The sequence below is a fragment of the Alkalihalophilus pseudofirmus OF4 genome, assembly GCF_000005825.2.
In the GTDB taxonomy this organism is placed as follows: Bacteria; Bacillota; Bacilli; order Bacillales; family Bacillaceae_D; genus Alkalihalophilus; species Alkalihalophilus pseudofirmus.
Genome location: NC_013791.2, coordinates 1,882,244 through 1,897,050, shown reverse-complemented (window position 1 = coordinate 1,897,050; position 14,807 = coordinate 1,882,244). Strand labels below are relative to the sequence as shown.

Genomic DNA, 14,807 nt, shown 5'->3' with positions numbered 1-14,807 from the left:
CGAGCATATAAATTTAAAGGAATTGTTTCACTTATCTAGAAAGGTAAAGATGAAGACCTCAAAAATTGATAAAAGGAGGAAGAGAATGTCGAATAGAGATGCGGTGATTGTTTCAGCAGTTCGAACGGCAATAGCTAAACAAGGTGGTGCACTAGCAGGTTTAGAGGCCCATCAATACGGAGCGGTTGTGATTAAAGAAGCGCTTGAGCGGGTTTCTGTTTCAGCCGATATGGTGGATGACGTGATTATGGGGAATGTTTTAAGTGGTGGCGGTAATATCGCTCGCTTAACAGCTCTGCAAACTGGTTTGTCCTTAGAAATCCCTGGTCTAACGATTGACCGCCAATGTGGATCTGGTATCAATTCTATTAATCTTGCAGCCCAAGCGATTAAAGCAGGTGATGGGGATGTGTTCATTGCCGGCGGGGTCGAGAGCATGAGTCGGGCACCTTACTTAATGGATCGTCCAACGAAAGCCTATTCACCAGTTCCTCCTAAATTCCGTGCTTCTCAACTATCACCTAAAGAAATTGGCGACCCGCCTATGGGGATTACAGCCGAAAATCTTGCAAAAAAATACCGTATTTCCAGAGAAGAACAAGATGAATTCTCTGTGCGAAGTCAACAAAGAATGGCTAGAGCTATGCAAGAAGGTTATTTTAAAGATCAAATTGTTCCGGTAGAGATCCCGGTTAAACGAGGGGAAAGTATTAGATTTGATACCGATGAGCATCCACGACCTTCGACCAGTCTCGAAGCTTTAACAAAGCTATCCCCAGCATTTCTTAAGGATGGGACTGTAACAGCAGGGAGTAGTTCTGGATTAAATGATGCTGCTAGTGCTGTTGTGATCATGTCTAGAGAAAAAGCAAAAGCTTGCGGTTTACAACCTTTAGCGGTCATACGAGATTATGCGGTGAGTGGTGTCGACCCTACGATTATGGGGATCGGGCCAGTACCAGCGACCAGAAAGCTGTTAAACAAAGCAGGAATTCAATTGAATAGGATCGATTTAATTGAATTAAATGAAGCTTTTGCAGCACAGGTTATCGCCTGTGATCGCGAATTAGAATTTGACCCTGAAAAATTAAATGTTAATGGTGGGGCGATTGCACACGGACATCCATTAGGGGCGACAGGAGCGATTCTTTTAACAAAGGCAATCTATGAATTACAAAGGAGAAATCAAGCAACAGCCTTAATTACCGCTTGCATAGGTGGAGGGCAAGGAATTGCTACCTTGATTGAAAGGGAATAACAAAAAGGAAAGAGAAATGAACGTACGTAACTAAAACATACCAACTAGTAGGTATGTTTTAGTTGCAAAGGATATAAATGTGAGTGTTCAGAACACCATTATACTAAGGAGGCAGAAATGAAATTCGAAACCAATGTAAAAGTGCGCTTCTGTGAAACGGATGCCTTAGGTCATCTTAACAATGTCAGCTACTTTATCTATTTGGAGGAAGCACGTGTAGAATTTTTTAAAGCCCTCAATCCAGATATGACAATCGAAAATTGGAATATCATTTTAGCATCAACTTCATGTGACTTTATTAAACAAGTTTATTTTGACGAAATTCTTTCGATAGAGACGTCGGTTGAAAAAATCGGTACATCTAGCTTCCATATTGTCCATGAAGTGTTTAATCCCGCTAAAGAAGTTGTAGCGAGAGGCCGGGCTGCTGTGGTCCATTTTGATTTTCATTCGCAAACAACTGAACCACTACCAGATTTTATGAAAGAACGTTTAAATAAGTATTACCAAGAAAAGATATCATCCAACTAGAAGGCACCTTTCACGTAATGGACGAAAGCTTACGATCAGTAATCTTGAAACGACTTAATACAAGGAGGATCACTATGTCCATTTACAACGATAAGCCATGGTTATCGCTTTATCATGAAAGTGTAGAAGAAAGGATTGAAGTAAAGGATCTCTCGTTAAATGATTTATTTACCCAAACGGTTGAAAAATACAAGAACAAAACCGCTTTAACTTTCTATGACCGAACCTTTACCTATGAGCAGGTTGATGGAATCACCAAGCAATATACGGCATCTCTTCATAGTTTAGGATTTACAAAAGGAGATCGCTTCGCTGTTATGCTTCCGAATACTCCTCACTATCTCTTTACGTTGTTTAGTGTGTCAAAACTTGGTGGTATCGGAGTTCAAGTCAATCCGATGTATATCGAAAGAGAGATTGAACATGTGCTCAAAGACTCCGGGGCAGAATACATGATTGTTTTAGATCAACTATATCCACGCGTCAAACAAGTTCAAAAGAAAACAAATCTGAAACATGTCATCGTTGTAAGCTTGGGGTCAGAAGTAACGGAAATAGAGGAGAATGATTTCTTTTTTAATGACTTCTTATCCTTGGGAACAGAACAACCACCTCATGTAGAGATTGATCCAGTGGAAGATATTGCGATGCTTCAATATACAGGTGGTACAACAGGTGTGTCAAAAGGGGTTATGCTTACACATCGTAATTTAATGACGAATATAGAACAAATCTATGAGTTTATGTTTAAACCTATTGAGTACCCAGACAATCCGAAAATCATGAGTGTTTTACCTATGTTTCATATTTACGGCTTAACATGTAACGTCTTTTTGGGATTCAAGTGTGGATGTAATCAAATTATTTTACCTCGTTTCGAGCTCCAAGAAGTCGTCGAAACGGTTAAACGAGAGAAGCCTTTCCAGTTTTCGGGTGTGCCGACCATGTATGTAGCATTAAATAGTCATCCGAAATTAGAAGAATACGGATTTGATCAAATATCCTATTTTAATAGCGGAGGCTCAGCTATGCCTATTGAGCAGCTACAGACTTTTGAAAAAAGAACGAATTCCAATTTATGCGAGGGCTATGGTCTGTCTGAAGCCTCACCAACCACTCACTTTAATCCTCCAACGCGAGATAGAAAAGTGGGAAGCGTCGGTATACCACTTCCTGGGTTAGAATCAAAAATAATTAAAGAGACTGATCGTGGTCCGATTGACGTACCTGTAGGTGAAGTAGGTGAGTTACTCGTTAGAGGGCCACAGGTGATGAAAGGCTATTGGCAGAGAGAAGAGGAGACAAACGCCGCATTAAAAGAAGGATGGCTCTATACAGGGGACTTGGCGCGAATGGATGAGGAAGGGTACTTTTATATTGTCGATCGCAAAAAGGATATGATTATTGCAAGTGGATTCAATGTCTATCCTCGCGAAATTGAGGAAATCCTTTATCAACATCCTGCCATTCAAGAGGTGATTGTCGTCGGTGTTCCAGATGAATACAGAGGAGAAACTGTAAAAGCTTTTATTAACTTAAAATCAGGTGAAAAGGCGACTGAAGAGGATGTAATTGCTTTTGCAAGAAAATTACTTGCTCCGTACAAAGTTCCAAGCATTGTAGAAGTACGCGATGAACTACCAAAATCAGCTGTCGGGAAATTATTAAGAAGAAAGCTACGTGATGAGGAAATAAACAAGGCTCGTTCATAAAGGTCTGTATCGTTCGTAAATCCATTAAGAAAAGCTAGATCCTTAATGGATTTTTCATTTTTAGAATTAACGGAACAAAAATTAGAAAATTCAATCTTCTTGTTGACATCGTAAACAAATCGATTTAGAGTAAATATAAATCAACATACTGACCGGTTAGTTTATCACTTAAATAAAAATGAAAGCGTTTACTTATGGGTGTTATTTTCATCTAAACAAAAGTAATGATGACATTAGGGAGGTTGAAATATGGGAAAAAAACGTACATACGGCGGAATTCAGCCAGGTGTTAAGTGGGGACCTTTTACGATGCGGCTACCTGGGGTACATGTGGCGATTTCGTGGCCTGAAGCCATTCAAGGGGCATTTTTATCGCTTGCTACAGGGGGAGCTCTAGCACCGCTCATGATGCAATTTTTTGAAGTGCCTTTCGAAGTAGCATGGTCGATCTTAACGATTCAACTATTCTGGGTATGGTCGCAAACGGTACTATTTGGAGATGCTTATGCTGCTGGTTGGATCACCCCAGCTCTCCCTTTAGTATTAGTCTTTTTAGGTGGTGTATCACCTGGATCTGAAGCCGTGCAAGCGATGATAGCGATTACTTTAGTAGTCTCGTTCTTATTTATTTTCTTCGCGATAACAGGCCTTGGACAAAAGTTTAATCAACTAGTCCCAGGGCCCTTAAAAGCAGGGATAATCCTTGGTGCTGCCATAGCTGCATTTATGTCGGAGATTAATCGAGTACAAACATTACCCTTTACCCTGATCACCTCATGGGTTGTTGTATTAGTACTCATGTTTTCAATACCATTCGGACGTTTACCAAATACGAAGGCAAAAGTATTGATGGCATCTAATGCGATGCTAGTAGGTTTTATCGTAGCCGGGATTGTTGGAACATTTGCAGGGGAATTAACATTTTCCATTGAGTGGGGATTCTTCATCCCGCAATTTGGTGAATTGCTGGCTACGGTTTCTCCATGGGGAGTCGGCATGCCATCATGGTCATTGATCCTATCTGCAGTTCCCATTTCCCTAATGATTTATGTTTTAGTTTTTGGAGACCTTCTTGTAGCCGATTCGCTATTAAAGGAAGCATCTAAATCAAGACAAGATGAAAAGGTTGATGTCAATCACACTCGGACACACTGGGCGTTAGCCATTCGTAACGTTGGTCAAATGTTTACAGGCGGGGTGCTCATTCCCTTGCATGGGCCGATGTGGACGGGAATTCAAGTATTTATTATGGAGCGTTACAAGTCTGGTCGAAAAGCATTAGATTCCATCTACTCTGGTACCATCAGCTGGTATTTACTATCGTTACCATTAGGGTTTTTATTGCCAATTATCGGGCTCATCGTCCCGTTATTACCAGTTGCTCTATCTCTTACGTTATTATTAACAGGGTTTGCCTGTGCCTATGTTGCGATGTCGATGGTAAATGATAACATCTCACGTGGATATGCATTAGCGATTGGGATGATCACTGCCTTTGTAAGTCCAGCATGGGGAATAGGAGCCGGTATCGTTCTATACTTGCTCTTAATCGGCAAAAATGGTGGTGCTATGGAAGGTACTGCATCGAAGGAGGATAAGCAAGTTTCATAAAGCTTCTATATTGATATTAAAAAAATCATGCGTTTCTGTCGTAAGCAGGAACGTTTTTCTTTTGCTTAATAAGAGCTATCTCATTTAAAATGACATATTTGTACTACGATACTGTCAAATGAATTATCTATCACCAGACGATCACTGCTAAGGTGATCGTCTTTCAGATTTAACCTATATAGTGCCACAGTGGTTTTTTAAAGACCCACAAACTAACGTGGAAATTTTAAATAAACAACACAAACGTATCACGGTTGATCTAACCCATTTTAGTTGAGTTATTCATAGAATGAAGAGGGAAGCAACCTTGGGTAGTATATGCATGACAACTTGTTACGTAGATAAAGCCCTCCATTAACAGCTGTCGCTCTATACTAAATTTGTTCTAGCTCAACTTTTAAAGGTGGTGCATCTTTTTCAGTTGTATAGTGTCTTGCTGCTAAGTGTCTAGTGTTGCAGGTGTTACAAGTAATGTTATATATTGTCACCTTATTAGTTGAATGTCTTAGGTCTGATGACATTTGTTTTTCAATCAGATAACTAGATAAATCAGAGCTGTTTGATTGATATAAGTGGTGCAAAATTGCCCTCTCTTTTTCATATTCTTCAGGAAGAACATCGAATAATTTAGTAGTAGAATAATAGCCTGTCGTACACCTTTTGCATTTATAAACATTTGCTGACAACAAAAACGGAATAGCTAAAGCTCCTGCTACATATCCAGCAACCTCCACCCATAGGGCAGGAACAATTAATACTTGATCTACAGGTATTAGATGTTGAAAGTTTCGATCTGAATAAAGATTATTCATAAATGAGAAGAAATCTACCTGCTGCCCGGCCATTAAAACCACACTCGGATCACTAATATGCGTTCCATCGCCGAAATAATTAATAAACCCATGATCAGAAATAAATGTCGCGTGATAGTGTATAAAAAAGATCGCGATAAAAGTAAGAAGTGAAGTGAAACTAACAAATACTAAATCACCTACCTGCCACTTTCTTTTCTTTCTTAGATAAATGAAATAGCCAAGTGAAGATAATAAGCCGAGTATAAAGGCACCTAGAGGGAACACCCACACCGCAAAAGAGTGAACAGGTGATCCTAATAAAAGCAGAAGAGAAGAAATCATTACTGTTCCGACGACTGAGACAAGCCCCCATATATACTTCATCATATCAATCAACACCACCTATCTTGGCATAATTATACCATATTATTCTAACCTTTGATAAAAGTGGGTTATTACGATAAAATAGGAGACTAATAGAGAATGGCTGGAGGGTTATCATGATCAACATTTCAGGCAAGTTAGTCACTCTTAAAGAAGCAACCGAAAAAGATCTAGATGAACTGTATTATTGGAAGTACGTAGAAGAAGAACAAGCCGCTAAAAAGTGGAATGCACCTTACATACCTGAGCCTGAAATATCAAAAATGGAATTTAAGCAGCATTGGCAAGAGACTAATGAAATCATTCCAAACACTCCAAGCGCACTAACCATCCATACTAATGAAAAGCTGATTGGCATTGTCAGCTGTTATTGGGTAGATAAACATACAAACTGGCTGGAAACGGGAATCGTCATCTATGACAAGGAATACTGGAATGGGGGCTACGGTACAGAAGCCTATCGTCTCTGGATTGATTATTTATTTACCACTACAGACTTACATCGCTTAGGAATGTCTACTTGGTCAGGAAATGTGCGGATGATGAAAGCAGCCGAAAAGATCGGAATGAAAGAAGAAGCACGAATCAGGCAGGCTAGAACCGTGAACGGAGAATATTATGATGCGATTAAGATGGGGATGTTGAGAAGCGAATGGGAATTAATCTATAACACATCATCTACTATAGAAGGAATAGAATCATGAAGCACGATCAAGAAGATGTTATACAACTGTTTAAAGGGATCACCATCTGGGAGGTCAGTTTGTTTGTACCTGCCACTCTATTATTCTTATACCTGCCAGCAGATAATTTCTTTCATATTATTATAAATGTTGTTATATTTTTTCTTTGTGTGATTGGGATCTATTCCATTATTTCTTATCTTAAATTAGTGAAAAAGAAAAAACGTAACAGCGTCACATAATGATGAAAGGAAGGGACTGATTCATATGAATCGTGTCACCAAAACTGTTCTCATAACGATTTACATAGCAGTAATCGTCCTTGCCGTCGTTCTTATTGTAACAAACAAACTTAATCCAGTTGGGTATGCTTACTCCTTAAGTGATGATTTGAGTGTGATAACGATTGAAGAGGGATATCTAACAAAAGAAGTGTACCAGTTCGAAGTGGAAACAAGTGAAGCATTACGCATTGTTTTGCCAATTACAGAAGCGAATCAACTATGGGAATTGAACGTAGCCATCTTTGCAATACTTGTAGCAACCTTTAACTTGATTTATCCAAAAGTTATTAAGCCGCAAACATATTCAAAGTGGATTACAGCGGGTTTTATCCTGCTGCTCATCGTATTAGCAGCCATCCATTTTAATGCCCACCTTGAGTTAAACCGTACGATTTCAGAAGTCCTTAATACACTTAGAGAGTAGGAAAATAAAATGAACAAACAGTCTATTAATCACCTATGGGAAACCTTCCGTAAAAACAATCCCAATGCACCAGAAAAATATTCAGCCTGGGCCTTTGGAGATTCCAAGGAAATGGCAGATGAGCTTGCCTTATTAGTCGTTGATGGAGTGAAAACAGCGACGGCATCAAACTTTACGCTGTATGAACTCGAAAATGAGGCTTTGCCGCAAGTGGGTCAGCTGAATATCATTTTAAATGGAGAAGGAGATGCCGCAGCAATTGTGCAAACAAAGTCAGTCGAGGTTATTCCATTTGATGAAGTGACAAAAGAACATGCGTATTTAGAAGGCGAAGGGGACCGGTCGTTAGCTTATTGGCGTGAAGTGCATGAGACGTTTTTTAGAAAAGAATTTGAGCAAATTGAAAAAGAATTCACCTATAAAATGCCCGTTGTTTGTGAGAGGTTTGAAGTCGTTTATAAGTAAGATGTTACTTCTTATTCTGATCTGACATCTTTGCTAATTGTTGCTGTAATTGCTCCATTTGGCTCTCTAATTTGGCAAAACGTTCGTCCTGCTCCTGTTGAGATTTAAGATTATCAAAATTACTAGAGACCTCCTCATCTATTGCAATTCTTGCTGAATAAACAGCTAAAGCATCACCAATGGTCGTAATAATCCCTGCTATTAATCCTAATCGCAGGCTCAAGCTAACGTTATAAGGATTATCTTGTGGTGAAGGACCAGGTTGGTTAGATGGGAGCGAATTATCCGAATCATTGTTAGCAAATGTAGCAGGAATTTGCCTGTTCATGTCACCACCACCTCACTTAGAATCGTTAGTTTATCTTATGTGAGGCATAAGCCTAGGTTGCTTGTATAGGTTTAAAAAGACCTAAATAATAATGATGAATGATGAGTGAAGAAGCTGACCGGTATTAACGGGCGCAATTAATACATAAGTGAATACAATAACAAACTATATCCGCGCATATAGTATCAATACTGGCGCAATAAGTGAGAATCGACGCATTTACACTCTCAACAGGAGCATTTAAGACGAACACCAACGCAATTGCACCGGCAAGCAGAGCAATAATCAGTTCAATACATACAATTAACTCATTCTCACCAAACCAATAAGCTGAACTTTACCTAACCCTTTATAAAAGGAGATAAACTATGAGAGATAAATTAACTCCACTGCTACTCATCTTAGCAGGCGCAGGTGTTGGACTCATCGGCTATTTACTCTTTCAATATCTCTTCATTCCGAATTTGATGTAACTGAACACAGCAAGTTTCTACCGATCGTTCAATCGATGAAAAGGGGCCAAACCACAGTGAATCATCACACCAATAACCTCTCCAACGTATTCATCCTTATTCTATTATTCTTAGTTTTATTTACTTATCTTCCAGTAACTCTATCTGCAAATGTAGCTGATTCCATAGAAAATAAAGTTAAGGAGTATTTAAAAGAACACGAACAAGACATCGCTGGGTTAGCAACAATTGTAATAGACGAAGATAAAGTCATTTACAAAATGAAGGGTTACGCTGATATAGAAAATCAAATCCCCGTTACTGAGAATACGGTATTTGAATGGGGATCTGTATCCAAGCTTCTTATTTGGATCAGTGTTATGCAATTAGTCGAGCAAGGACAACTCGATTTAGACACAGATATAAAAACCTACTTGCCAGAAGATTTCAGCACCAAAACAACATATGAGGAACCAGTCACGATGCGTCACTTAATGCATCATTCAGCCGGATTTGATGACAGCTATACAGATTTAATGATTCATAATCCAACTAAAAGGCACACCTTAAGAGGAGTACTTGAAGAGGCAGATATCAAGCAAGCTTTTGCTCCTGGTGAGGTTGTGGCATACTCAAATTATGGGAGTGGTCTTGCGGCCTATATTGTAGAAGAGGTTAGCGGCTTAGACTACCTTGAATACGTGCAGCAGAAGATTTTCGACCCTCTTTATATGACAAAAACAGCAATCGACCCCGAACTAGCCGATAAAGAATGGGTAAAAGAGGCGAGGGGAGAGGTGCAGGGATATACATATGCACTGCAGCTTATTGAACCTAATTTTTACTCAATCCCTATGTATCCAGTTGGCAGCGCGACCGGGACAGCTGCAGATTTACAAAGGTTAATGCAAGCTTTATTAGCTGAAGATAATACCCCTCTATTTAAAAATAAAGAGACACTTGATCAACTGTTTGAACCAACATTATATTATCCGGGTACCACTATCCCAAGGATCGCAAATGGCTTCTTTTATTTACCATCCAAAAGTCAGCATGTGTATGGTCACGGCGGTAATTCTAAAGCCTTTAGCTCCTCTTTTTATGTAGATCGAAACGAACGTACCGGAGTGATCGTGTTAACAAACATTAAAAATGAAAGTACGTTCACAATGGGAATACCTGAACTGATTTTTGATGAATATGTACATGTTGAATATAACGGAAATCTTGAAGAGTCATCTATGTGGAGTGGTGTGTATGAGCCAGCCAGGCTTCCAAGCTCTGGATTCAGCAAGGTGTACGGGTTATTTTTAAGAGGGAAAACGACACAAAGTGAAACGAATCATTTAGCTATTAATGGCTTACAATATACCCAGCTAGAACCAGGCATCTACAAAACAGAGGACAGCCCGAGCTTATACAGCTTAGATGTGTATTCAGAGCACCCACAACTGAGAAACGTGTTATCTAATACGTATTCTGATCTCCTTTACGTGCCTTATTATAAACATGTGCTAGAGTGGGGTGGACTCGTTCTCTGTGCAGCAGCTATACTGTTTTCATTCATCTATGTGATAATTGCTGCTATTAGAGGGATATGGACTAAACAACCTCTGCATCGATTGCTATTTACTCAAAATCTTTTAAATCTGCTTATATTCACAAACGTTCTTTGGATCGTTTACAAGACAGCATCCATGGTCAGCTATGACTTTCTCAAGCCCTTTTTAACTCTGAACCTAATCTATATCGTGATCGCTCTTATAAATAGTGTATTTTTAAGTGTTAGGCTAAAAAATCAACGTTTAAGTAAAGGTGAAAAACGATTTTGGATCATGACTATTATTTTTACGGTTATTCTATGTGTAAACATGCTGTACTGGGAGTTTTATTTTTAGGGTAGTTAGTATAGGATGACGATTGTATAGTAAGCATGAGCAGCACTTTTCAAGAAGCGCTGCTTTTTTGTCGTTGATTAAAGGCTATTGCTGCCCACTACCTGCAGCACTCATCTCATTCATTTTGTATATTTAAACGAAAAGTATTACACTCTATACTAATCAAACGAAGAGAGGAGAAAAGATATGAAAGCTGTACAAGTAACAGGGTATGGTGATGTAGATAAATTAGAAATGGTTGAAAGGGCCATTCCTGAACCGAAAGACAATGAAGTGCTCATTAAAATAAAGGCTTGTGCCATAAATAATACAGAAATCTGGATGAGGGAAGGAGCTTACGGAACTGGCTCTAAGTCTGGATGGCGTCCAGAAGGGGTAGAGTTTCCACGCATCCCAGGCTCTGATATTACCGGTACCGTCGTAAAGGCGGGCAGCCTTGTAGATCAATCGATGCTCAATAAAAATGTCGTTCTTTTCCCGTTTAAATCGAGTGGAGAGGAAGGATTCGAACATATTTCAGATGATATGTCCTTTATCGGCTCAGAATTTGATGGGGGATATGCAGAATACGTCGTATGGCCGGCTGAACTATGCTTTGATATGCCGCTTGCCGATTATATCGAAAGTGCCGTTTTTTCAGTTAGCGGGTTGACGGCTTGGCATATGGTTGAACAAATTCAAGCTCAACCCGGCGAGACTGTGATGGTTACAGGCTCAAATGGTGGTGTGGGATCTCTTAATGTGCAAATTGCGGCTAACGTTTTTGGCGCTAAGGTGATTGCAATTGTTGGCGACCTACGTTTGGAAGCACAATTAAAGGAGCTAGGCGCAACCCATGTATTATCTTATAAATCACCTAATCTTGCTCGAGAAATAATCGAAGTAAATGGCGGACCAATTGATGCCGTGTTAGATGTAGTAGGGGATGCATTATTCCCAACTTCCCTCGAAGTACTGAAAAAAGGCGGGAAGTTCTGTATATCTGGTTCTGCTGGCGGTCAAAAGACAGAACTTGATTTTAGAACACTCTACTTAAAACATATTACGTTTTACGGCTCTGTATTGGGTACTAGAGATGAGTTCAGACGCATGCTTCAAGCTATATCTGCGGGCAAAATCAAACCCGTCATTGATTGCACGTTTCCTCTAGAACAAGCTAGAGAAGCTCAAGCCTATTTTAAAAAAGCAGGAAAGCTAGGAAAGGTAGTCTTGCTTCCTGAAGAATAAAGAGAAAAGCCTAATTCCTCTCATTAGTGAGCAGGGATTAGGCTTCTTTTAATAGTCTTACTTCTCCGGCGTAATATAAGGAACCATCTCCGCAGTCACTCCAACAGATGCCCCGCGTATAAAACCTTCACCAACTAATTGTGCAAAATTCTCTGCTTGCCCTGTCAACATGACACCAAGTATCTCAACATCATCCAATGGCTTTTCCTCGTTTTTACTTAAAAACTCTTGGATCGCGTCGTTATATCCTTTGTCATCATACTCTTTTAGTGTCTCAACAAAATAGGCATAGGAGGCATCATCAGGCGACGAACCAGGAGCAAATCCGTAAACAGGCATCCCAGCCGGCCCCATGCTTTCATCACTAATTTCAGAAACCATGTACATCCACACAATGTTTAAGTTATCTGGAATACGCTCTTCTACCTCCGCGAATGTGTAGGGGCGGTCAAAAGATACAGCAACTTCAGCTACATAGTTTTCCATTTCTGAAACAGCTGCTAATTGGTTCTGCACCCCGTCATGGTAGTCTTCGATCAATGGGTGATAAAAGGTGGCTACTTTCTGTTTTGTTTGCTTATCATACTCGTAAAAACCTGTATCAGACCAGTAAAATCCGGGTATTAGTTCATTAAAATCAATTTCCGTTTTCATCCAGCCATAGGAACTTGTAAGAGTACTCCAAGGAACAACATAGCCATTTATATTTTTCGAGCGGTTTGTGACAATATTTCCGCCGAACATCGAGCGGTTACTCGTCACTCGTGAATCCATTTGCACGTTCGGCTGAGAGATGGTATGGTGCATCACTAGTGCATCATGGAGTCTCATTGTACTTTTTGCTGCGAAATAATTTCCCGTTCGATAAAAGGCAAGCAGTAAAAGCATGAAGACAAGGATAGAAATCATCGTAATTTTTAGGATTTGTTTTCGCTTAGCTTTCTTTAAGGCTTTTTTTAGTGAGTGATCCATCAGCGTTTTCCTCCGGTCTTTGAGTGAATGAACTTTCTGGCGCGGTACAACTTTTGTTTCACTGTATCTGTCTTCACGCCTAACATTTCAGCAATTTCATCATAAGAAAAATCATAATAATACTTCAGCAAAAAAATTTCTTTGTATTCTTTTTTGACCTCTTTTAAAAGGTAGAAGATCTCATCCTTATTCAAGACCGCGTCAAATTCACGATCTGCATGAGCAAGTTTTGTATAAATGTCATCACTCAAGTAAATATTTTGTTTCTCCTTTTTCCTCTTCAAGTCAATATGTTCATTCAAAGCGACCCGAAAAAACCAAGGACGCAAGTTGCTTTCTGTTAAATCATCGAGCAGGGTGTACACCTTATAAAACGTATTTTGAATAATATCCTCTGCGTCTTCCTTCACAGCACCTCTCACCAGTAACAACCGAAACACTTCCTCTCCCAATTGGATAAGATAGGAGGCAAGCACATCTTCTTTTTTCATTTCTTTATCCTCCCAACACTTATACAACGAATCAGCATTTCAAAATGTATACAGTAAAACCAATTTTATATGAAAAGTAATCTTGGATGGAGACAAATTTAAAGACCTTGGAATTTTCTTCAATAATTGTAATCAATGAATCTCAATAAAGAGATCTATGCTAAAATTAAGTGATAATAAAAATGTACATAAATAGTGGATATTTCTATTGAAAGGGGAGCAGCATTGCAATGGCCTTCAGATTTCGGCGAAGTAAGAAAATCGCTCCAGGCGTAAGAATAAATGTCAGTAAAAAATCAATTGGATTAAGTTTAGGAGGAAAAGGGTTCAGACACTCTATTAACACGAGCGGAAGACGGACAACGACTGCGGGAATACCAGGAACAGGTATGTCCTACTCTAAGTCTCATTCCTCTGCGAAAGGAAGGAAAACGAACTCAAGCCAGGCTTTGAGTAAAAAAGCAACGGATCAATCTAATGAAGCCTCTCAACTTGTAGAAGAATACGAACAACACATAAAAGCATTACAAGAACTCCATTTACGTGTGTCAGAACCGATTAATTGGAAGGAAAAAGCAAGTGAAACACCGCCATTTTCAATAGGTGAAATGGGGCCAATCGAGACGGATGCACGAAGAGAAATTGAACAATATAAGCCGTCCTTTTTTTCGCGGCTGCTAAAAAAAGAAGCGAAGGAAATGGCTGAGCTTGAGGAAAAGCTGGAACATGCCATCTTAAAGGATAAAGAGAGCTATGCCGCTTGGCTTAACCGTGTCAAAAAAGCACAAACTCTTGCTGCTGGCGGAGTAGAAGTATACAAGGAATTACTCGATGAAACCGACCTTTTCCAAACAGCAGAAGAATATGGTGCCGCTGTAGAGCTTGTGCCGATTGATAAAAGTGAAGTGATCTTGACGTTTTTAGTAAACGATGATGTGATTCCTGATGAGACGTTTAGTTTAACGAAGACAGGAAAGCTTTCAAGAAAGGCACATACGAAAACCAATTACTATCATTTATATCAGCAATTCATTTGCTCTCTTCTCTTAAAAGCAGCGCGCGACTGCCTGCATGCATTGCCAGATGTCACGTCGGTTCATTGTCATGTAGAGGAGAGGCGCATGGATCCAGCTGATGGTCATCACAAGAATAGTAGATTAATAGAAGTGACATTTACCCGTGCTCTAATGGAGTCTAAGCGGTTTGAACATATTGATGCCAAAGCTGCAGTAGCTGGGTATGATCCGGCATGGAAATTCTTAAAAACGAAGGGATTCCAGCCGATTCGTTAAA

15 protein-coding genes are annotated in these 14,807 nt (G+C 39.6%); 11 read left to right on the top strand and 4 right to left on the bottom strand.

Annotated elements, in window-relative coordinates:
• Positions 1-85: 85 nt before the first annotated feature.
• From BPOF4_RS09560 to BPOF4_RS09545, 4 genes are all read left to right on the top strand, one after another.
• Positions 86-1,258 carry a thiolase family protein gene (locus tag BPOF4_RS09560; protein WP_012958936.1) on the top strand — a complete coding sequence of 391 codons (1,173 nt, stop codon included), beginning with the start codon at positions 86-88 and terminating at the stop codon, positions 1,256-1,258.
• Between the two features lie 117 nt (positions 1,259-1,375).
• Positions 1,376-1,789: an acyl-CoA thioesterase gene (locus tag BPOF4_RS09555; protein ID WP_012958935.1), complete on the top strand. Its 414-nt coding sequence runs from the start codon at positions 1,376-1,378 to the stop codon at positions 1,787-1,789.
• Positions 1,790-1,863: 74 nt separating this feature from the next.
• On the top strand, positions 1,864-3,501 hold the full coding sequence (locus BPOF4_RS09550; protein ID WP_012958934.1) for a long-chain-fatty-acid--CoA ligase: 1,638 nt from the start codon (positions 1,864-1,866) through the stop codon (positions 3,499-3,501).
• Between the two features lie 249 nt (positions 3,502-3,750).
• Positions 3,751-5,112: a hypothetical protein gene (locus BPOF4_RS09545; RefSeq protein ID WP_012958933.1), complete on the top strand. Its 1,362-nt coding sequence runs from the start codon at positions 3,751-3,753 to the stop codon at positions 5,110-5,112.
• Positions 5,113-5,486: 374 nt separating this feature from the next.
• Here the strand turns inward: BPOF4_RS09545 and BPOF4_RS09540 are convergent, their stop codons facing one another.
• Entirely contained in the window at positions 5,487-6,293 is an 807-nt protein-coding gene (locus tag BPOF4_RS09540; protein ID WP_012958932.1) for a hypothetical protein, read from the bottom strand.
• 113 nt (positions 6,294-6,406) lie between these two features.
• Here BPOF4_RS09540 and BPOF4_RS09535 point away from each other — a divergent pair, with 113 nt between their 5' ends.
• The 4 genes from BPOF4_RS09535 to BPOF4_RS09520 are packed head-to-tail and all read left to right on the top strand — an operon-like array spanning position 6,407 to position 8,146.
• Entirely contained in the window at positions 6,407-6,994 is a 588-nt protein-coding gene (locus tag BPOF4_RS09535) for a GNAT family N-acetyltransferase (protein WP_012958931.1), read from the top strand.
• Positions 6,991-7,215, top strand: coding sequence for a DUF6007 family protein (locus BPOF4_RS09530; protein WP_012958930.1), 225 nt, complete (start codon positions 6,991-6,993; stop codon positions 7,213-7,215). The genes BPOF4_RS09535 and BPOF4_RS09530 overlap by 4 nt, the downstream gene beginning before the upstream one ends.
• A 25-nt stretch (positions 7,216-7,240) precedes the next feature.
• Positions 7,241-7,681 carry a hypothetical protein gene (locus BPOF4_RS09525; RefSeq protein WP_012958929.1) on the top strand — a complete coding sequence of 147 codons (441 nt, stop codon included), beginning with the start codon at positions 7,241-7,243 and terminating at the stop codon, positions 7,679-7,681.
• Positions 7,682-7,690: 9 nt separating this feature from the next.
• Positions 7,691-8,146 (top strand): ASCH domain-containing protein, encoded by a 456-nt coding sequence (locus BPOF4_RS09520; RefSeq protein ID WP_012958928.1) that lies wholly within the window; start codon positions 7,691-7,693, stop codon positions 8,144-8,146.
• A 4-nt stretch (positions 8,147-8,150) separates the two neighbouring features.
• Here BPOF4_RS09520 and BPOF4_RS09515 read toward each other — a convergent pair whose 3' ends face one another.
• Positions 8,151-8,474 carry a hypothetical protein gene (locus BPOF4_RS09515; RefSeq protein WP_012958927.1) on the bottom strand — a complete coding sequence of 108 codons (324 nt, stop codon included), beginning with the start codon at positions 8,472-8,474 and terminating at the stop codon, positions 8,151-8,153.
• Positions 8,475-9,003: 529 nt separating this feature from the next.
• Between BPOF4_RS09515 and BPOF4_RS09510 the strand changes: the two genes are divergently transcribed.
• A complete protein-coding gene (locus BPOF4_RS09510; RefSeq protein ID WP_012958925.1) occupies positions 9,004-10,824 on the top strand; it encodes a serine hydrolase domain-containing protein in 1,821 nt (606 codons plus the stop codon).
• A 186-nt stretch (positions 10,825-11,010) separates the two neighbouring features.
• Positions 11,011-12,051 (top strand): zinc-binding dehydrogenase, encoded by a 1,041-nt coding sequence (locus BPOF4_RS09505; RefSeq protein ID WP_012958924.1) that lies wholly within the window; start codon positions 11,011-11,013, stop codon positions 12,049-12,051.
• A 57-nt stretch (positions 12,052-12,108) separates the two neighbouring features.
• Here the strand turns inward: BPOF4_RS09505 and BPOF4_RS09500 are convergent, their stop codons facing one another.
• Complete coding sequence (locus BPOF4_RS09500; protein ID WP_012958923.1) at positions 12,109-13,023, bottom strand: sigma factor regulator N-terminal domain-containing protein; 915 nt, start codon at positions 13,021-13,023, stop codon at positions 12,109-12,111.
• Positions 13,023-13,514, bottom strand: a complete 492-nt coding sequence (locus BPOF4_RS09495) for an RNA polymerase sigma factor (protein ID WP_012958922.1) — start codon at positions 13,512-13,514, stop codon at positions 13,023-13,025. Before BPOF4_RS09495 ends, BPOF4_RS09500 begins: the two co-directional genes overlap by 1 nt.
• 230 nt (positions 13,515-13,744) lie before the next feature.
• On the opposite strand from BPOF4_RS09495, the gene BPOF4_RS09490 reads away from it, so the two are divergent.
• Positions 13,745-14,806 (top strand): DUF4236 domain-containing protein, encoded by a 1,062-nt coding sequence (locus BPOF4_RS09490; RefSeq protein WP_012958921.1) that lies wholly within the window; start codon positions 13,745-13,747, stop codon positions 14,804-14,806.
• Position 14,807: the final 1 nt, after the last annotated feature.